Raw genomic sequence first — 19,431 nt, 5'->3', positions numbered from 1 at the left:
ACATGCCTATTAAAGTCGTGCACATCGTGCGTCAGTATTCGCCATCCATAGGTGGCATGGAAGACGTGGTCCAGAATATCGCCCGGCAGCAGCGTGAGCATCACGATCAGATTCCCAAGATCGTCACACTAAACCGGCTGTTCAGGAATTCCGCGGAATTCCTCGCCCCTGAAGCACAGATCAACGGCATTGGCGTGGTGCGCCTGCCGTTTCACGGCACCAGCAGATACCCGCTTTGTCCGCAGGTGCTGCAGCATGTCGCCGATGCCGATGTGATCCATGTGCATGGCGTCGATTTCTTCTTCGACTATCTGGCTGTTACCAAACCATTGCATCGACGACCCCTGGTGGCTTCGACTCACGGTGGATTTTTTCATACGAAGTTTGCATCGAAACTGAAAAAAATCTACTTCAACACAGTCACTCGCGCGTCTTCGATGGCTTATGACAAGATAATTGCCACCAGCGATAACGACGGCGACATTTTTTCCAAAATCGTCAGTCCGCCAAAATTAGCCATCATTGAAAACGGTGTCAACGTCGAAAAATACAGCGGCCAGGCAGCGTCGGCGCCGACGAGGACAATGATCTATTTCGGTCGTTGGTCTGTCAATAAAGGTTTGCTGGAAACGCTGGCCTTGTTCAAGCAATTGGCCGCGCGCGAGCCTGGCTGGAAACTGATTATCGCCGGCCGTGAATACGACCACACCGCGGACGAACTCCGCTCCGCGGTGAATCAACAGCAACTGACAGGCTTGGTGCAGATAGTGCCGAACCCGTCAGATCACGAGCTGGCGAGCCTGATCGGGCAATCCAGTTATTTTATCTGCTTGTCGCGGCACGAAGGTTTTGGCATTGCGCCAATTGAAGCGATGAGCGCCGGGTTGACACCGGTGTTAAGCGATATCCCACCGTTTCGCCATCTGATCGAGCAATCAAAGATAGGGTATCTGCTCTCGGCAGGAAACGGGGAAGACAACATTGCCAACTTGTTGGAATTGCATGAAGAGACGCGTGCGGACTACGCACTCAGGAGGGTGCAGATGCAACAGTTCGCCGATCGTTACAACTGGCGACATATTGCCGACAAATATATCGACGTATACAAAGACCTGGCGCTAGCGGGTTAGACCTGACCGAAAAGAATGGATTCTCATATTGAAAACCACTGTTAAAGATAGCTGATGCCGACCATGGATAAAACAAGAATCGATGCAATCACAGGCCTGCGCGGACTAGCAGCGTTGCTGGTCGTGTACGGCCATGCGGTGAGTTGGTTCTCCCTTCCGTGGAAAATCAATTTTTCCGGTGAAATCGGCGTGATGGTTTTTTTTTCATTGAGCGGCTTTCTCATGGCTTATCTTTACCTTGGAAAGAAATTCTCAATCCTGAGCGTCGTCGAATACGCGACATCCAGGTTTTCCAGAATTGCGCCGGCTTATCTGGTTATTTTGTTGTTTTCATTTTTTATCTACACATACGTTGACCCGAATTTCGTATATGACATTTCGAGTAAAAACATCCTCCGGCACATTTTTTTCTCAGGCAACGTGTCGGTGTTCTGGAGTATTACGCCCGAGGTTGAATTCTATTTCCTGTTCGTTCTTGCATGGGCTGCGACTAATCGTTATGTGACACGTTTCGATATGACAGGCCTGGTATTCCTGACCTTCGGCGCCCTGATTCTTCTGTCGTATCGGGATGTGTTTCCAGGTACTTTTGTCGGCGCAAAACTTCACTATTTCCTGTTTGGCGTCATCGCCGGAATCGTTCGTTCGAGAATAGGGGCTGTGAGTCAGGACGGTAAGTCGATTCTCGGCCTGCATGCATTGTTGCTTGCATCGATGGTATTGATGGAGAGCGGCTGGATTGCCTTTCCTTTTTCTAGCAACAAAGAATTCTATAGCAGCATTTTGACAGCCATTTTCGGCTCCTTCCTGGTGTTCGGCTTTTCATTTCCATCCGCGCTAGGCAAGTTTTTCTTCGAAAACAAGGCAATCGTTTTATGCGGTGAATGCAGCTTTTCGATTTATCTGCTGCATATGCCGATTATTTATCTTTTCCATAAATTTCTCCCATCGCCGTTACAGATGGCTTTGCTCATCCCCTTTGTGGCGCTTGTTCTTGGACTTTCGTGGCTCAACTATCAGCTGATTGAAAAACCGGGAGCACGATTAATCAGATCCATTGGGAATGCATTCAAGCGAAAGTTCATTCCGCTATTCCCACTGGCGCCCCGTCCACAACCCCTCTCCGTTGAAAGTGAGACCAGATGATGAAATTTTTTCCAAACAGGGCGCGTGGCAGCGTTCACCAGATTCCTGGAATCTGGCGCCGGACGGTGGCCATTGCGGCGGCTATCGGATGTGCCTTGCTTTGCAATCTGGCAGCTGCAAATTGCCTGGATGGCAAACGCATGGCTGGCGTGAATCTGAGCGGCGCCGAATTTGCTGCGGATAAATTGCCAGGGACGGTCTTTAAGGATTACGTCTATCCCGATCTGGCTGACATGCGCCATTTCCAATCGCTTGGAATGAATACATTTCGCCTGCCGTTCCTGTGGGAACGGATACAGCCGCAATTATTCGGCGCACTTGATGCCGGAGAACTGCAAAGGATAAAGGACAGCGTCGCATCCGCGCAATCGCTGGGAGTTTGCATTGTTCTCGATGTTCACAATTTTGGCCAGTATCGTGGCAATCCTATCGGTTCGTCCGAAGTACCGCGTGCTGCCTTTATCGACTTGTGGACGCGCTTGCTGGCAGCGTTCAAGGATCCGGCCAACACTGCTTTCGACTTGATGAATGAGCCCGCAAAAATGTCAGTGGCAGCTTGGGCGTCAACGGCGCAGGAGACGCTTGGCACTTTGCGCAGGCGTGGCTCGAAGCATTTGATCATGATTCCTGGCGGTGGCTGGAGCGGTGCGCATTCCTGGGATGCAAAAGATAACGGTGTGTCGAATGCCGATGCATTCCGGTCGTTTCGCGACCCTGCAAACAATTACATGATCGAAGTGCATCAGTATGCGGACGCCGATTCCTCCGGGACCTCCAACAGCTGCGTCGATCCTGGCCGCCTGAGCGCGATTATGGCGAACATGACGGTATGGGCCAACTCGACGCGGCAACGCTTGTTTCTCGGTGAGTTTGGTGTGGCTGTCAATGACCCGTGTTTGAAGGCGTTGACGGCAATCATGGAGGGAATGAAGGGAAGCCCTGCCTGGGGCGGCTGGACTTACTGGTCCACCGGTAAGTGGCTGGGGACTTACCCGTTCAGTATCCAACCCGATGATAACGGCGACAAGCCGCAAACGGCAATTTTGAAAAATTACATTTTGCAGTGATTACATTCTGCAGTGAGATTCAAAGCAAGGCGCAGCGGAGTGCAGGTTGATATTTTGTCGATGCATCCGAGGTGTAAGAAGAGCAAAGGAATTTAAATGAAATTTTCACTGATATTGGCTACGGTAGGGCGCTCTGACGAAGTGTCCCGGCTTTTGGCATCGCTGGATGCGCAGGATTATCGAAACTTCGAATTGATCGTGGTCGATCAAAACAAAGACGACAGATTAGTGGCGATGTTGATGTCGTATCGCGAGAAATTTGCGATTCAGCATGTGCGCTCGGCTGCGCATGGCGTATCCCGTGCACGTAATGTCGGCCTTGGATTGGCAGATGGAGATGTGATCTCTTTTCCTGATGACGATTGCTGGTATCCGGCGGGACTGCTGCAAAAAGTCGCCACAGAATTGAACAGCCATCCTGAACTGGACGGGCTCACCGGACGTTTTACCGATGGCGACGGTCGCACCGAGGGGCGCTGGCTGCAAAGCAACGCGCTGTTGAATCGCTACAACGTTTGGCGCGGTGCAATTGAATTCAGTATTTTTTTGCGTCGCCGCGTGGTCGATGCGGTGGGGAATTTCAATGAATTGCTTGGGGTTGGCGCCGGCACGGTCTGGGGAGCAGCGGAAGGGACAGATTATCTGTTACGCAGTCTGCAGCATGGTTTTAAATTGAAATTTCTGGTCGACTTGACCTTGCATCACCCGGTCAAGACCATCGATTACGATGACGGCGCCTGCAACCGGCAGAAGAAATATGAAACCGGGATCGGCCATGTGATGCGGATCAACGACTATCCACTCTGGTACTTCCCGGCCACTTGCCTGCGCACTTGCGTAGGTATTGTATTGGCTGTGGCGAAAGGTGATTTTCCGAAGGCGCGATTCAAATACGTCAGCGTACTGGCGCGCATGCAGGGTTGGCGCGGTTAGAGCAGCGGGAGCGAGTCTCGGTGCCTGAATTTTTTACAAGAATAGGAGCAAGATGAATCAGAAAAGCGCTAGCGGCGGCTTGGCGTCGGGATCGATCTGGTCGATCGTGGATAACCTTGCGCAGCAAATACTTTCGTTCGCCGTCTTTGCGGTGCTGGCGCGATTTCTGACGCCGGATGCATTTGGCTTGCTGACTATCGCGCACCTGTTCATTTTGTTTACCCGCCTGGTGGTATTCGACGCGATTGCCATGCCGATCGTGCGCACCGCCATACCAAACGACAGACTTTATTCATGGGTGTTTACGTGTTGCACGGCGGTCGGTTTGCTACTTGCCGGGTTGATGTTTCTTTCGGCTGGTTTTGTGTCTTCACTGTTTCGAGCGCCGGAGCTGAAAACAGTGTTGCAAGGGATGAGCGTTTCGATTCTGTTTTTTGGCCTGGTGCGCGCTTACGAGGCACGACTTGTGCGCAACATGATGTTTCGCCAACTTGCAATCCGTTCTATTTTTTCAGTAACGATCGGCGGCGCTACCGGTATCGCACTTGCCGCGAGCGGCTGGGGGGCGATGTCTTTGGTGGTGCAGCAGGTGACAGCATCCGGCCTGGCATTGGTGCTGGTCGTGATGCAGAGTCGTTGGCTGCCGAGTTTGGTGTTTGATGGCGCGCTGACGCGTAAATATTGGAATGATATTCGACAAGTCGGGCTGACCGGCGTACTCGGATTTGCCAACGCCAATGGTGATTCCCTGCTGGTGGGGATTTTCCTGGGGCCATATGCCACCGGCCTGTACAACCTGGCAAAACGGGTGACATCGTCTGTATACCTGGTCATCTCCAGTTCGATGCATAAGGTCGCACTCCCGGTATTCTCCGATGCCGGGATGGATCTGGCGGCACTGCGTCGCGGTTACTTGAAAATTCTCGGTATCACGCTGTTTTGCGTTGCCCCCTTGCTGTGTTTCCAGGCTGTGCTGGCGACACCGCTGGTGGTCACGGTTTTCGGCGAAAAATGGTTGCCGGCAGCGCCTACGGTAGGTGCCTTGGCGCTGTTATATCTGATCTCGTCGATTGTGCAATTGAATGACTATTTGTTTTTTGCCCTGGGGAAAAATCGTGTTCCGGTGCTGCTAGGCATCACGCAATTGACGCTCGCCACCGGCCTGGCCGCAGTTTTCTATCGCTTCGGCCTGCTCGGCATGAGCTTGTCATTCTGCGCCGCTTACCTGTTGGTGTTTCCGGTGTCGCAATTGCTGCTGAGCCGAGAGCTAGGTTTGAGTTTGCGCATGACCTGGTACGCGCTGGCGCCACCTCTGGTGGGAACCGTAATTTTGATGCTTGGTTTAGGTGCTTACCTGTTGTTGATGCAGCAGCACTTCACCAACGTGGTCTTGGTTGGCGGAGCGGCTTTTATTGCGTGCTTGCTGTATCCGCTGATGGTGGGTATCACGGGCTGGCATATCAGGGCGGTCAACGGTACCTGGCACGAGGTGTCGCTTTCGGTGATCCGGCTACGTCGATTTTTCGTGCGCTAAATGGCTGTATCGGCTGCTCGTTTGCCAGATGCCGAAGATATGCCGGCCAAATCTTTACATATTTTATTTTAGGTATTGCTGTCAAGAAGGGATTGTCCATGAAAGCAGGAAAGATCATTCCGATCGCTGGTTTTCCAGTTGTTACAACGACTTCACCGGCGTTGAGCAGATATTTGTTGCGCACTGTGCGGGCGGGCAAAAAAGCGACGCTGCTTTTTGCCAATACCAATTTCATTGTCCAATGCCGCTATCTGCTTGACAAACTCGACAAGGAATTCGTGACGATTGTCAATGACGGCGTTGGCATGGATATCGCTGCGTATCTCTTCCGCCGCGAAGCATTCAAGGAAAATTTGAATGGCACAGATTTCGTACCGCAATTATTTTCCGCTGCGAGGACGCCGATGCGCGTGTTCATGCTGGGTGGCAAGCCGGAGATACTCAAAAAATCAGCGGATCATGTCAGTCAGAAATTGAACCAGATAGTGGTTGGCAGCTGCGACGGCTATGCCGGTATGGCAAACAGTCGGGCAACGCTGGTGGAGTCGATCAATAACTCGCAGGCAGAAGTTGTTCTGGTGGCGCTTGGTAATCCGATTCAAGAGGAATGGATTCTCGCCAACCGCCAGGCCCTGAATGCGAATGTGGTTATCGGCGTTGGCGCCCTGTTCGATTTTTGGGGTGGCTACAAGCCGCGCGCGCCGCGCCTGGTGCAACGCACCCGGCTCGAATGGCTGTATCGGCTGTGCCTTGAGCCACGCCGGCTATTGCGCCGCTATACCGTCGACATCATGACATTCCTGATTTTGTGTCGCAAATATCGCGAAGGAAATGGACAGGTTTGAAGTAAGTGGTTCAGGCGCTTGTTGGCAGAGCGATAGCAGTTGATGGCAGCCAGAAGCAGTCAGAAGCGCCGGATTTTATTTTTTAATGCAATTTAGTGAGGTAAGAAACATGAAAGCAATGATTTTAGCTGCCGGTAAGGGCACTCGTGTTCAACCATTAACTTACGATCTTCCCAAACCGATGATTCCGATTCTGGGCAAACCGGTAATGGCTTACCTGGTTGAATATCTCGCCAGCTACGGTGTCCGCGACATCATGGTGAATGTCAGTTACCTGCATCAGAAAATAGAAGAATATTTCGGTGATGGAAACCAGTTCGGCGTGCAGATCGGCTATTCCTTCGAAGGTTATGTCGACGACAGCGGCGAAGTAGTGCCGGAGCCCCTTGGCTCGGCCGGCGGCATCAAGAAAATCCAGGAGTTTGCCAACTTCTTCGACGAAACCACCATCGTGATATGCGGCGACGCCTTGATCGACCTCGATCTTACCTCCGCGCTGTTCGAGCACAAGCAGAAGGGCGCGTTGGCCAGCGTCATTACCAAGGAAGTGCCGTGGGATAAGGTGCACAACTACGGTGTAGTGGTGGCGGATCAGGATGGACGTGTGCAGTCGTTCCAGGAAAAGCCGAACCAGAAAGATGCATTATCCAATTTTGCGAGCACCGGAATTTATATATTCGAACCTGAAGTCATCGATCTGATTCCTGCTAACACCATGTTCGATATCGGTTCTGAGCTGTTCCCGCTGATGGCGCAAAAGGGCATGCCGTTTTATGCGCAGCAGCGTTTTTTCAACTGGATCGATATCGGCACTGTGACCGATTTCTGGAGTGTGCTGCAAAGCGTATTGCAAGGCGAAGTCGCGCAGCTGGAAGTGCCTGGCACGCAAATCGCCGACGGTCTGTGGGTTGGCCTCAACACCAGCATAGATTGGGAAGGAACGACGATTGAAGGCCCGGTCTATATCGGTTCCGGATGCAAGATCGAGGCCGGTTGCAAGATCGTCGGTCCGACCTGGATCGGACATGGCAGCCATATATGTTCCGGCGCCGAAGTGGTGCGCAGTGTGTTGTTTGAATACACCCGCATACTCGATAACGCGCATCTGGATGAAGTCATCGTAGTCAAGGAATATAGCGTCGACCGTGCGGGAAACATGCGCAAATTGCCGGAAGCAGGTGGTGATAACGACTGGGGCGACGCGCGTGACCGGTTGCCGGAAAGAGACGCCGAAAACGCAACAGCATTGTCAGTGAGTAATCTATGAATATATATCCCGTCATCCTCGCCGGAGGTTCCGGCACGCGGTTATGGCCGCTTTCACGCGAGGCGTTGCCGAAGCAACTGCTGCCGCTATGTTCGGATCGCTCGATGCTGCAAGAAGCGCTGCTGCGCCTGTCGGAGTGGCCGGAGTTGATGCCGCCGCTGCTAACTTGCGGCAATGAGCACCGTTTTCTGGTAGCTGAGCAAATGCGTGCAATCGACGTTCTTCCACTCGATATTCTGCTAGAGCCGGAAAGTAAGAACACCGCGCCAACGGTAGCGGTGGCGGCGCATTATCTGCTGCAACAGGATCAAGACGCAGTGATGCTGGTGCTGCCGGCCGACCACGTGATTGGCGATGTGGAGGCGTTCCACGCGGCGGTTCAGCGGGCGATCTCAGCGGCCGAAAACGGCGCGCTCGTGACATTCGGTATCGTGCCGTCCGGCCCTGAAACCGGCTACGGTTATATTCGCAGAGGTAAATCCGCCGTGCAAGGCAGCGAGGGCTGTTATCCCGTCGAAAAATTTGTCGAAAAGCCTGATCGCGCTACCGCCGAAGTTTTCGTTGCCGATAAGGCCTATAGCTGGAATAGCGGCATGTTTCTTTTCAAGGCAGCACGCTACCTTGACGAATTACAGGAATATCGGCCTGCGATCGCAGATAGCTGTCAAAAGGCGTTCGACGGCGCTTACCACGATCTCGATTTTTGCCGTTTGAACGAAGCGTCCTATGCCGTTTGTCCAGCGGAGTCGATCGACTACGCAGTGATGGAACACACACGCCACGCGGTAGTGGTGCCGGCGGAAATGGGCTGGAGCGATGTAGGCTCCTGGTCCGCGCTTTGGGATGTACTGAAGGAGACGGAGGGAGACTCCCAGCAGAATGTGTTACGTGGAGACGTGTACACGGACGACGTTCAGAATTCGATGATTCGCGCTGAAAATCGCTTCGTCGCGGTGATCGGCGTCCAAGACCTGGTGGTGGTGGAAACCAAGGACGCGGTTTTGGTGGTGCACAAAGACCAGGTGCAGGGCGTCAAAAAAATTGTCGAAGACCTTAAGAAAAATAGCCGTACCGAGCACATGAATCATATGCAGGTGTATCGCCCCTGGGGTAATTATGAAGGCATCGATGCCGGTGATCGTTTCCAGGTCAAGCGCATTACCGTTAAGCCCGGAGGGAAACTGTCCCTTCAGATGCATCATCACCGTGCCGAGCATTGGGTCGTAGTTACCGGGACCGCGCTGATTACTCGCGGCGATGAAGAAAAGCTGCTTACCGAGAATGAGTCCACCTACATACCGATCGGTGTCAAACATCGCCTGGAAAACCCCGGAAAAATGCCATTGCATCTGATCGAAGTGCAATCCGGCGGTTATCTGGGAGAGGACGACATCGTTCGCTTCGACGATATATACAAACGCAGCTGAAGCGTCCCGATACCTTTATTTCTGACTTACATAAAAACTATGCTACCACTCCAAAAAACGATATTCAAAGCCTATGACATCCGCGGCATTGTCGGTAAAACCCTGGATGCCGGTATCGCGAAAAAAATCGGTCTGGCCTTCGGCATTGCGGCCCGCGCAAAGGGTGAAAATACGGTCGTCATCGGCCGCGACGGGCGCCTGTCCGGCCCCGAATTGAGCGCGGCGCTGGCAGCCGGGTTACAAAAAGCCGGCGTGGACGTGATTGATTTGGGAATGGTCATCACGCCGATGGTCTATTTTGCTACGCATGTCCTTGGCGCCCAATCCGGTGTGATGGTAACTGGCAGCCATAATCCGCCTGATTACAACGGTTTCAAAATGGTGCTGGCCGGTGAAGCGATTCATGGCGAGACGATACAGGAGTTGTATCAGCAGATCGTCAATGCCGCGACTGCCAGGCAAGCGCTGGCGGAACCGGGCAACTACCGCACTTACGACATCAAGAGCGCTTATCTCCAACGCATCCTGAGCGATGTCAAATTGGCGCGTCCCATGAAAATCGTTGTGGATTGCGGCAATGGTGTCGCGGGCGCCTTCGCCGGCGATTTGTATCGCGCACTCGGGTGCAAAGTGCAAGAGTTGTTTTGTGAGGTGGACGGGACGTTCCCCAATCATCATCCGGACCCGGCCCATCCGGAGAATCTGCAGGATGTGATTCATGCCCTGCAAACCGGCGACGCGGAGCTTGGCCTGGCTTTCGACGGTGATGGCGACCGTCTCGGCGTAGTCACCAAAGACGGCCAGATCATTTATCCGGACCGCCAGTTGATGTTGTTTGCCGCAGACGTGCTGACCCGTCATCCGGGCCAGGATATTTTATACGACGTCAAATGCACGCGCCATCTCGCGCAGTGGATCGCCACGCACGGCGGCCGGCCATTGATGTGGAAGACCGGGCACTCGCTGGTAAAGGCCAAGATGCGCGAGACGGGAGCGCCGCTTGGCGGCGAGATGAGCGGCCACGTTTTCTTCAAGGATCGCTGGTATGGCTTTGACGATGGCCTGTATGCAGGTGCCCGATTGTTAGAGCTGCTGAGCTGCGAAATTGATCCTTCCGCGGTGCTGAACGCATTGCCGCAGTCGATCAGTACGCCAGAATTGCAACTGCAGTTGCTCGAAGGTGAGAATTTCGCATTGATAGAGAAGCTGCAGGAGGAGGCAAAATTTCCAGGCGCTGAGGACATCATCAAGATCGATGGCCTGCGCGTTGAATATGCAGATGGATTCGGACTGGCGCGCTCATCAAATACAACCCCGGTTGTGGTGATGCGCTTCGAGGCTGAGACGGACGCTGCTTTGGCGCGCATACAGGCAGAATTCAAACGTGTGATTCTGGCTGCAAAGTCGGACGCGGTTCTGCCTTTTTAAATGTCTGGCTAGATAAATAAAAATTCAAAACGGAGACCTTCATGACCTCTATATCAAAAGTGCCATTAAAATTTTTTTGGGCCAATACATCAAGAATCACCCGGAATATAGTGATGAGAGGATCGATGCTGAAACTGAAGACATGGCATCGAGGATTGCTGCTCATGTTAAACCTCCGGCAACATCTCAAATTCATCCGTATCCTTAGTCATCCGCAAACGAAGCAATTGATCGTTAGCAAACCGGAGTTGACTTACAAGTACTTGAGAAACTATATCTCTTTCAATATTTCTGCAAGAACCGGTCTATTAATCCTGATTTCACATTATTCCTACCTGCAAAATAATTTCAGAACTGATTTTTTAGAGAATATTTCACGTTCACCTGTTCTGCTTTGGAGCCAATATATAGAAGGGATTTCATTTGAAATAGTGATGGATTTTCCGCACACGGTCGACCATGAAGGAGATTTATGCCTGATCTTCAAAAGCGATCTGGTGAGTATTTATCGCCTGATATTTGTAATAGCCGATGGCTGCTTATTTCAGCTTCCGGACGATCACGTGTTGTGTATATCCAGTGTCCAGGGAATCAACGGTTTCGAGGGAATTAAACAGGCCACAAAAAATTGCCATGACATCCAGCCGGCCCAGCTGTTGATGGCTGCGATGAATGGATTGGGGCTGGCTCTCGGTATCAAGACGATAGTGGGCATCGCCACCAAAAACCAGATTTCGCAGAGTGAAAAATTTTATTTTTCCTATGATGAATTTTTTGGGAAATATGGTGATCTTGTTCCGCAAAAGAGCTTTTATGAAATTCTGCTGCCATACATGGAAAGCCCGCTCGATTTAATTCCTACCCGTCATCGTAAAAGGACGCAAAAAAAGCGTGCTTTTAAAAATGAAATCAGAGATGAGGCGGCAGGCTCGATTGGACAATATCTTGTCAAGGAACCTCTCCCTTGTGCAGCCTCAAGTGCATGAGAAGAAGCGCTGTTTCTTCGCACTACGTTGTTTCTTCTCACTAAATAAAGGTCCCATTTTTGTCGATCTATCCTTACCCTTCACCGCGCAACCAGGTTTCATTTGATCGCTACGACTTTGTCGACAACGCCAAGGCCATCGGCATGGTCCTGGTTGTTCTCGGTCACAGCAGGGGATTGCCTGATTATCTTGTGAGGCTGATATTCAGTTTTCACGTGCCATTGTTTTTCTTCATTTCCGGATTCCTGATCAAGTCAGGCAAACTGGATGCGCCGATTTCCCGCAATGCCAAAAAGGTATTGCAAACCTTGGTCATCCCTTATTTTCTGTTTTTCCTGCTGGCTTTTCTGTACTGGCTCGCTACGCGTAACATCGGCGCGAAGGCTTTGCTGACTGCCGGCCAGACATGGTATTCACCCGTTGTCGGCTTGTTCACGGGATTGGAGTCGGATCTTTTTGTTGATCCCCCCCTCTGGTTTTTCCCGTGCCTGATCATGACGGCGATAACCTATCATGCCTCACGCAAGTTCCTGACATTGACCGCGTCGACTTGTATCTTCGGAGCCCTTGCTTTTGTCATTACACTATTCTGGAAAGATTCGCCCTTCAGGCTTCCCTTGAGCCTGGACAGCATGTGGGTAGCGCTATCGTTCTATGCCATTGGACAGTATGTCCGCGAGAAGAATTTCTTTAGCAATATAAAGCAAGGCTATCTGTTTCTTATTTTCATTATTGCGGCGGCGCTGCTTGTTTGCGCGGTGGGACTCAACGGCAAGGTCGATTTCGCCAATATGCATTTCGGCAGATGGCCGGCGCTGTATATGCTGACCGCCATGTTGGGGATTGTCGCCACATTTGCGTTTTCCGCGTTATTTCCCGTGTCGGGAATAAGCGCCTGGATATCGAAAAACACCCTGACAATTTTCCCGGTGCATTTTATCTTCCTGAGCCTGATACGTGGCGTCATGGTTTCTTTGCATGCGATTCCGGGCGACTACGCCTATGGCATCGAATGGAGCGTCGTCAGCAGCGTTTTAGCGATATTGTTCTGTGTCCCGTTCGTATTTTTTTTACGCCGCTTGCCAGTTTCAAACACCAGGCATTCGCCATAAGGATGTCGCAGCTCCACGTGCCGCGACATTCCGTTGTTTTTGGCTTTTTAGCTCAACAACCGCTCGCGTTTTTGTTCTTCATCAAAAAACAGCCGTGACGGTTTAATCAGGTCGCTGCGGCTGATGATGCCGACCAGGCGCCGGCTTTGCAAGTCGCTTACCACCGGCAGCCGCTCCAGATGATGCGTCGCCATACGGGCTGCGGCAATACGGCAGGTTTCGGACGGCAGGGCAACCAGGGCGGCGGACTGCTCCATATAGGTTGGACTGAACAAGGTCGTCAAGGTATTGCTGCCGTCGGCTTGCGGACCGAAACTGCTGCGTTCGACCATGCCTATCAAACCTTGTTCGATGTCGACTACCGGATAGCTGCGATGTACTTGCCCTGCGCCGAAATAGCGCTCCAGGGTTTCTGCAATAGTGAGGCTGGCCGGGAGCGCGGCCACCGCATGCGTCATCACTTCGTCCACATGCTGCCGTTCCAGCGGATCGACACCGTATTCGCGATAGATGTGATAACCGCGGCGGGCGATTTTTTCGGTCATGATCGAGCGCCGCATGGTCAATACGGTAAAGCCGTAAGCAACGCCGGTGGTGAGTAGCAGCGGCAGCAAGGCGTTGGTGTCGTGGGTCAGTCCGAAGGCGAAGACGGCAGCGGTAAGTGGTGCGCCTAGTACGCCGGCCAGCACTGCCGCCATGCATACCAAGGGCCACAAATGTGCATCGCCGCCCGGCAGCCACGGCGCCAGCACGGTACCGAGACCCGCGCCGATAATCAGCAACGGCGCGAGGACACCGCCGGAAGTGCCGGAGCCGAGTGCAATGACCCAGATCACGGCTTTGACCAGCAGCAGGCTCAACGCCAGTTGCAGGGCCAGGTTGCCGTTGAGCAGATCGCCGATGACGTCGTAACCGACACCGAGCGCCCGCGGTTCAAAATACCCGCCTATGCCGACTGCGATGCCTCCCAGCGCCGGCCACCACATCCAATGGACCGGCAGTTTGCCGAACAGGTCCTCAACCTTGTATAAGGCAGTCGACATCAATGCCGATAAGGCACCGCCCAGGATGCCGGCGATGACGCAGGAGAACAAGGCGCTAATGCCGATTTCCGATGTCTGTAACGGGAACAGCGGGCCGGTATCCAGTAGCAATGGGCGGGTGAACCCGGCTACTGCGCAGGCAACGATGACTGGCAGCAGGCTGCGCGGCCGCAATTCGAACAGCAGCAGTTCTACCGCCAGCAACACAGCTGCGACCGGTGTGCCGAACACGGCGGTCATGCCGGCTGCGGCGCCGGCCACCAGCAAGGTCTTGCGTTCGGCTCCGGTCAGGTGGAAATGCTGGGCGATCAGCGAGCCGATGGCGCCGCCGGTCATGATGATCGGGCCTTCCGCGCCAAACGGGCCACCGCTGCCGATCACGATACCGGATGACAGCGGTTTGAGGATGGCGACCTTGGCCGACATTTTACTTTTGCCGAACAGGATCGCTTCGATCGCTTCGGGAATTCCATGGCCGCGGATTTTCTCTGAGCCGAAACGTGCAATCAGGCCGACAATCAAGCCGCCCGCGACCGGCAGCAGGATGACCCAGGCGCCCAGATGATTATCGGCGGGTGAACGCGTAACGAAAGACAGCGTTTGATAGAAAAACAGGTTGGTGAACAGCCGGATCAGGTTCAGCAGCACAAATGCCGCCAGCGTGCCGAAGCCGCCGATGACCACTGCAATCAGTGAAATCTTGAGCAGGCGCGTATCGGCCGCGAAGTCGCGTTTGTACGAATGATGGTTGGAAGACATGACGGCACTCTCAAGTATTGAAGGTATTTATATTCGGCACGCGGAAGATATCGGTAAGAGTATTCAGTTCGGCATGGTGCAATTCCGCCAGCTTAGCCAAACAGCGTTCGCCCGCGGGCAGCAGATGGATGTTGACCTGGCGGCGGTCGATCTCGCTGTTGCGGCGTTCGACCAATTCGAGTTTTTCGCAACGCGAGATCAACGCAACCACACTGTGATGCTGTGATTGCAGGCGCTCGGCCAGTTCGCCGACACTGGCCCAGTCACGGCCGGGAGTACCTTTTACGTGCAGCAATAGCAGATATTGTTGAGGTGTAACACCTTCGCTTTGGGCCGCGTCTTCGCTGAAGCGCAGGAATTTTCGGAGTTGGTAGCGAAATGTCGATAGCGCTTCAAAGTCTTGCTTGGACAGGGATGAGGATGGCATCTGATGCTCGGGTTTTCGGGGAAATGGAATTCTTGAGAGCGATTAATATATCACAATACGATATAAATTCATTAAAGCATGATTTGATCCAAACGGCCTGAGCCGGTTTCTAGCGGCGGTGCGATCTGGAAGATCTGCAAAATAGTAATAAAATGCAACTTCCATAAGCATGGGGAAAAGCAGATGAAAACAGATCGAAGCGAGGTTGCAGAGCTGCCGATACAGCTTTTCAATCAGCAAAAGGACTGGGCCGCATGGCTGAAAAAGAACCATGACAAGTCCCCCGGGGTCTGGCTGCGGCTGGCAAAGAAGAGTTCGGATCTGACTTCGGTTTCGTATCCCGAAGCGGTAGAGTCGGCGTTGTGCTACGGGTGGATAGATGGCCAGAAAAAGAGCGACGATGACGATTTCTGGCTGCAGAAATTTACCCCGCGTTCAGCCAGGAGCATCTGGTCCAGGATCAATCGCGACAAAGCCTTGGCGCTGATCGAAAGCGGTCGGATGATGCCAGCTGGGCTCAGGGAGGTGGATCGCGCCCGGAACGACGGCCGTTGGGAGGCCGCCTATGACTCGGCCAGCACGTCGGCCGTGCCCGCAGATTTTCAGGCGGCGCTGGACGCCAGCCCGCGTGCGCAGGCGTTTTTTACCACTCTCGACAGCAGCAATCGTTACGCTGTTTTGTTCCGGATTCAAACTGCCAAAAAAGCGGAAACGCGTGCCAGGCGCATCCAGGACTACACCGCCATGCTGGAACGGCACGAGAAATTTCATCCGTGATTTGTTTTTCCGCCATACCTGACGTCAGGCAACGATAACTGTGCCTATACCGGTGTACCCTATAATTTATTTCCGGACGAAATTTCAGCTTAAGATTTCAACTTAATTGGTTTTCCCGGGAATTAATTTTGCATATCGGTAGTCTTGTGTTTCATGAACCCTGGAAATGCCTGGATGATCGACTCGACAAAAAAACAGCGGTTCCAAGCCAGCGTGCTGCCGCACTTGAACTCCGCGTTCAACCTGGCGTGCTGGCTCACGCGCAGCCGTCAGGATGCGGAGGACGTGGTGCAGGAAGCTTATTTGCGCGCTTTTAAATTCTTCGACGGTTTTCATGGCGACGACAGCCGCGCCTGGCTGCTGACCATCGTGCGCAATACTTTCTACACCTGGTACCAGGTGCAGCAGAAACAGCCGCAGCAAACCGTATTCGACGACGACGTGGAGATTTTTCAAGCCGGCGATGGACTCGACATGGCGGCCGCGGACAACAATCCCGAGACGCTGCTGATGCAGAAAGACAGCGAGCGCCAGTTGCGGCAGGCGCTGCAAGCGTTGCCGCTGGAATTTCGCGAGGTGATGGTGATGCGTGAGCTGGAAGAACTATCTTATAAGCAGATCGCCGCCATCGTCGGCATTCCGATCGGTACGGTAATGTCGCGCCTGGGGCGCGGCCGTAAATTGCTGGCGACAATTCTTGCGCCGGCCAGGCAGGAGGCATGATGGATCATCAGGAAGTACTGGAGCTGTTGCCGGCTTTTGGCGATCAGGAGCTCGGCATCAGCGAGGCGCTGGAGGTGCAGCGTCACCTTGATAGCTGTGCCGATTGTCAGCGCGAATATGCCGCCCAGCGCATCGTCAGTGCACGCTTCAAGAAGGAGGCGGGCTATTTCGATGCTCCGGCACATCTGGCGCAGCGCATCAGCGCCGCCTTGCCGCAAGACCCGCCGCGCGCCAGGCCATGGCGTATCAACTGGCTCAGTCTCGGCACTGCCATGGCGGCCGGACTGGCACTGGCTTGGAGTATCGGCTTGTATCTCAACCTGCCGTCGGACCAGGATAAGTTGACTGAGGAAGTGGTTGCCAGCCATGTTCGTTCGCTACAGGTCGATCATCTCTCGGATGTGGCCTCAACCGACCAGCACACGGTGAAACCCTGGTTCAACGGCAAGCTGAATTTTTCTCCGCCTGTGGTCGATCTTGCGTCCCGAGGCTTTCCGCTGATTGGCGGACGCCTTGATTATCTCGGCGGCCGGCCGGTGGCCGCTTTGATTTACCGGCGCGCCCAGCATCCTATCAATTTGTATATTTGGCCGAGTAACGACAGGGATGCGGCGCCGCAGTTGCAAAATAGGCAAGGTTACCATGTCGTGCGCTGGACCTGGGATGGCATGAATTACTGGACGGTATCTGATCTGGCCGCGAACGACCTGGAAAATTTCGCGGGAATGGTGCGCGCCACGGTACGTCAATAAGTTACCTTAATCGCAGCATTTAAAGGGTACGTTACATTTTTTTGATGGGCGCCAACAAACTAATAACATTTTCTTGTTTGACAGATGCCTGTTCGTAGACGAAAGTGAATAGGTTCGGAATGGCAGTAATTCATGGGACCTTGCTTACCTGTCCAGATGGATAGGTCTTGTTTTAGCGTGCATATGCAGGAATAGGCAAGTAACTGCCATTTTTGACAGTTCAATAAGAATCACCAAAAGCGTACTATCAAGGAAAAGAGGCGAGCCGCCAGGACGGTGTGCCGCTCTAGCGGCGGAGCCGAGGATATTCTGTTTTCCAACGCATCGCTTTGCTACTGTTTTCCCTTGTAAGAAACGGCATGCCGTCACTGTCAGCAGTGTCTGGGCGGCCTTTTCTTTCAACATCAAGCTATAAGGAGATAGTAATGGTCAGGCTGAATGAGGCTACCGTCATTTTTAAAGGACTGGCTTACGAATTCGACAGCACTGCCGAGGCAGCAGAATTCAAGAAACGACTGGAAGCAGGCGGCGATCCGAAACACTACGCAGATGCATTCAAATGCATTGATATCTACTCAACGCCTGCTAAGCGTGAGGTGCAGGAAGCCTGATTTGGCGAACTTTCTCTGCGATGGCTGTTGATGCACGGATGGGTGGCGTCAACACCGGCAGAATGTCGTTCTGTGCTAGGATTTTGCTTCGATTAATTCAACCGGAGAACCTATGCAGCTCATCGGCATGCTTGACTCACCTTATGTCCGCCGCGTTTCGATTTCCTTGCAATTGCTTGGGATTCCGTTCGAACACCGTTCCATCTCCGTGTTCAGCACATTTGAACAATTTCGGGAAATCAATCCGGTAGTCAAAGCACCGTCGCTGGTGTGCGATGACGGCGAGGTGTTGATGGATTCAACGCTTATCCTGGATTATGCGGAAGCGCTGGCGGCGCCAGGCAAGAGTCTGATGCCGGCCGCAATCGGCGAGCGCCAGCATGCATTGCGGGTTATCGGGCTGGCGCTGGCAGCTTGCGAAAAAACTGTGCAGATTGTCTATGAGCGCAACTTGCGGCCTGCAGAAAAGCAGCACGAGCCGTGGGTCACGCGCGTCCAGGGCCAGCTCTATGCAGCCTACCAGGCGCTGGAACGCGAGTTGCGTAACAAGCCATTGGAAGTCGCCGGCAAGAGCATTAACCAGGCCGGTGTAACCACCGCGGTCGCCTGGCAATTCACGCGGATGATGTTGCCGGAAATCGTCCTCGCGGCCGATTATCCAACGCTGCAGTCGTTCTCTGAACGGGCTGAGCAGCTGGCGGAGTTCATCGCCGCACCGCCGTTATAAGAAATAGGAATCTGCGGGGCCGCACGTAGGGCCCGGCGGCATCTATTGTGTTTGTTGTTTGTTGTTTGTTGCTTGTTGTTTATTTCGATTGTGTTGCGCCACCCTTGCTGTGTGCGGCGCCGGTGTCATCGCACCAGGACGGGCGGACATCGGGATCGTCGCATTTGAACCCCGGGTATGCACAGCCGCTCAGCAACGAAATCAAGGCAAGTATACCTAGTGCTGTTTTCATGAAAGCCGCCCTTGGATTGGGTTTTGATTCGGGTTTTTATGCGAATTTCAATTCATCAGCCGGCATTGCCTCAGCTCGCATTTGTACAGCTGTTGCTGACCGTCCTGGCAACTGACCTGATAGGTTTCGGCGGCGGTGGTTTTGGCGATTAGTGTTGCGCTTCCGGCGGGAGTGCAAGCGTTCCTTTTCGCCATCCGTTCCACGGTGTCGGATAATTCTCCACTCTTCCTGCTGGAGGGCTGTTGCGGCATCTCGACAACCTGCTCGGAAGGGCTCAATGATTCTGAAAGCGATACCGGCGCCGGCGCTGAGCTGCGTGGCGGGGGCGTATAGCTGCGCACAGTCGGTTGTGCAACGCAGCCGGAGAGGAGAATGGCTGCGACGGTGGCGGTGAGAAGTAGCGATGGACCTTTCATGCGTCTCCCAATAAAAAATGCGTCAATCTGGACTATGATGTCAATGTGTCAAGTATATCATCTTTTAGAGAGCATTTGCCCGGCTTCAA

20 protein-coding genes are annotated in these 19,431 nt (G+C 53.3%); 16 read left to right on the top strand and 4 right to left on the bottom strand.

The window, feature by feature from the left end; genetic code table 11:
- The first annotated feature begins 2 nt into the window (after positions 1-2).
- The 11 genes from BM205_RS14815 (at position 3) to BM205_RS14765 (ending at position 12,875) form a co-directional block, all read left to right on the top strand.
- Positions 3-1,130: a glycosyltransferase family 4 protein gene (locus tag BM205_RS14815; protein WP_092415644.1), complete on the top strand. Its 1,128-nt coding sequence runs from the start codon at positions 3-5 to the stop codon at positions 1,128-1,130.
- A gap of 54 nt (positions 1,131-1,184) precedes the next feature.
- Positions 1,185-2,276 (top strand): acyltransferase family protein, encoded by a 1,092-nt coding sequence (locus BM205_RS14810; protein ID WP_254783900.1) that lies wholly within the window; start codon positions 1,185-1,187, stop codon positions 2,274-2,276.
- Positions 2,273-3,343: a glycoside hydrolase family 5 protein gene (locus tag BM205_RS14805; protein ID WP_254783899.1), complete on the top strand. Its 1,071-nt coding sequence runs from the start codon at positions 2,273-2,275 to the stop codon at positions 3,341-3,343. Before BM205_RS14810 ends, BM205_RS14805 begins: the two co-directional genes overlap by 4 nt.
- A gap of 96 nt (positions 3,344-3,439) precedes the next feature.
- Positions 3,440-4,276, top strand: a complete 837-nt coding sequence (locus tag BM205_RS14800; RefSeq protein WP_254783898.1) for a glycosyltransferase family 2 protein — start codon at positions 3,440-3,442, stop codon at positions 4,274-4,276.
- Positions 4,277-4,328: 52 nt separating this feature from the next.
- Entirely contained in the window at positions 4,329-5,810 is a 1,482-nt protein-coding gene (locus tag BM205_RS14795; protein ID WP_092415643.1) for a lipopolysaccharide biosynthesis protein, read from the top strand.
- A gap of 98 nt (positions 5,811-5,908) precedes the next feature.
- Positions 5,909-6,655 carry a WecB/TagA/CpsF family glycosyltransferase gene (locus tag BM205_RS14790; RefSeq protein ID WP_092415642.1) on the top strand — a complete coding sequence of 249 codons (747 nt, stop codon included), beginning with the start codon at positions 5,909-5,911 and terminating at the stop codon, positions 6,653-6,655.
- Between the two features lie 109 nt (positions 6,656-6,764).
- Complete coding sequence (locus BM205_RS14785; protein WP_092415641.1) at positions 6,765-7,922, top strand: sugar phosphate nucleotidyltransferase; 1,158 nt, start codon at positions 6,765-6,767, stop codon at positions 7,920-7,922.
- A complete protein-coding gene (locus BM205_RS14780) occupies positions 7,919-9,349 on the top strand; it encodes a mannose-1-phosphate guanylyltransferase/mannose-6-phosphate isomerase (protein WP_092415640.1) in 1,431 nt (476 codons plus the stop codon). The genes BM205_RS14785 and BM205_RS14780 overlap by 4 nt, the downstream gene beginning before the upstream one ends.
- 39 nt (positions 9,350-9,388) lie before the next feature.
- Complete coding sequence (locus BM205_RS14775) at positions 9,389-10,777, top strand: phosphomannomutase/phosphoglucomutase (RefSeq protein WP_092415639.1); 1,389 nt, start codon at positions 9,389-9,391, stop codon at positions 10,775-10,777.
- Positions 10,778-10,818: 41 nt separating this feature from the next.
- Positions 10,819-11,763 carry a DUF535 family protein gene (locus BM205_RS14770; protein WP_092415638.1) on the top strand — a complete coding sequence of 315 codons (945 nt, stop codon included), beginning with the start codon at positions 10,819-10,821 and terminating at the stop codon, positions 11,761-11,763.
- Positions 11,764-11,822: 59 nt separating this feature from the next.
- Positions 11,823-12,875, top strand: a complete 1,053-nt coding sequence (locus BM205_RS14765) for an acyltransferase family protein (RefSeq protein WP_092415637.1) — start codon at positions 11,823-11,825, stop codon at positions 12,873-12,875.
- A gap of 47 nt (positions 12,876-12,922) precedes the next feature.
- Here the strand turns inward: BM205_RS14765 and BM205_RS14760 are convergent, their stop codons facing one another.
- Together BM205_RS14760 and BM205_RS14755 are read right to left on the bottom strand one after the other, a co-directional pair.
- Positions 12,923-14,677: a chloride channel protein gene (locus BM205_RS14760; RefSeq protein WP_092415636.1), complete on the bottom strand. Its 1,755-nt coding sequence runs from the start codon at positions 14,675-14,677 to the stop codon at positions 12,923-12,925.
- 10 nt (positions 14,678-14,687) lie between these two features.
- The gene (locus BM205_RS14755) at positions 14,688-15,104 is read right to left on the bottom strand and encodes a MarR family winged helix-turn-helix transcriptional regulator (protein ID WP_092415635.1); all 417 of its coding nucleotides are present in this window, start codon (positions 15,102-15,104) and stop codon (positions 14,688-14,690) included.
- 183 nt (positions 15,105-15,287) lie between these two features.
- Here BM205_RS14755 and BM205_RS14750 point away from each other — a divergent pair, with 183 nt between their 5' ends.
- From BM205_RS14750 to BM205_RS14730, 5 genes are all read left to right on the top strand, one after another.
- Complete coding sequence (locus BM205_RS14750; protein WP_092415634.1) at positions 15,288-15,881, top strand: YdeI/OmpD-associated family protein; 594 nt, start codon at positions 15,288-15,290, stop codon at positions 15,879-15,881.
- 174 nt (positions 15,882-16,055) lie between these two features.
- Positions 16,056-16,604 carry a sigma-70 family RNA polymerase sigma factor gene (locus BM205_RS14745; RefSeq protein ID WP_092415633.1) on the top strand — a complete coding sequence of 183 codons (549 nt, stop codon included), beginning with the start codon at positions 16,056-16,058 and terminating at the stop codon, positions 16,602-16,604.
- Entirely contained in the window at positions 16,601-17,356 is a 756-nt protein-coding gene (locus BM205_RS14740) for an anti-sigma factor family protein (RefSeq protein ID WP_092415632.1), read from the top strand. The genes BM205_RS14745 and BM205_RS14740 overlap by 4 nt, the downstream gene beginning before the upstream one ends.
- A 425-nt stretch (positions 17,357-17,781) precedes the next feature.
- Positions 17,782-17,967: a hypothetical protein gene (locus tag BM205_RS14735; RefSeq protein WP_092415631.1), complete on the top strand. Its 186-nt coding sequence runs from the start codon at positions 17,782-17,784 to the stop codon at positions 17,965-17,967.
- A 112-nt stretch (positions 17,968-18,079) separates the two neighbouring features.
- Positions 18,080-18,694 (top strand): glutathione S-transferase, encoded by a 615-nt coding sequence (locus BM205_RS14730; protein ID WP_092415630.1) that lies wholly within the window; start codon positions 18,080-18,082, stop codon positions 18,692-18,694.
- Positions 18,695-18,773: 79 nt separating this feature from the next.
- Here the strand turns inward: BM205_RS14730 and BM205_RS24320 are convergent, their stop codons facing one another.
- Both BM205_RS24320 and BM205_RS24050 read right to left on the bottom strand, forming a co-directional pair.
- Positions 18,774-18,926 carry a hypothetical protein gene (locus BM205_RS24320; RefSeq protein WP_175511272.1) on the bottom strand — a complete coding sequence of 51 codons (153 nt, stop codon included), beginning with the start codon at positions 18,924-18,926 and terminating at the stop codon, positions 18,774-18,776.
- Positions 18,927-18,973: 47 nt separating this feature from the next.
- Positions 18,974-19,342, bottom strand: a complete 369-nt coding sequence (locus tag BM205_RS24050; protein ID WP_139227276.1) for a hypothetical protein — start codon at positions 19,340-19,342, stop codon at positions 18,974-18,976.
- Between the last annotated feature and the right edge of the window lie 89 nt (positions 19,343-19,431).

This window comes from Collimonas sp. OK307 (genome assembly GCF_900113705.1).
In the GTDB taxonomy this organism is placed as follows: Bacteria; Pseudomonadota; Gammaproteobacteria; order Burkholderiales; family Burkholderiaceae_D; genus Collimonas.
Note: the sequence above shows the minus strand (reverse complement) of the source record. Positions and strands in the feature narration are given on the sequence as shown.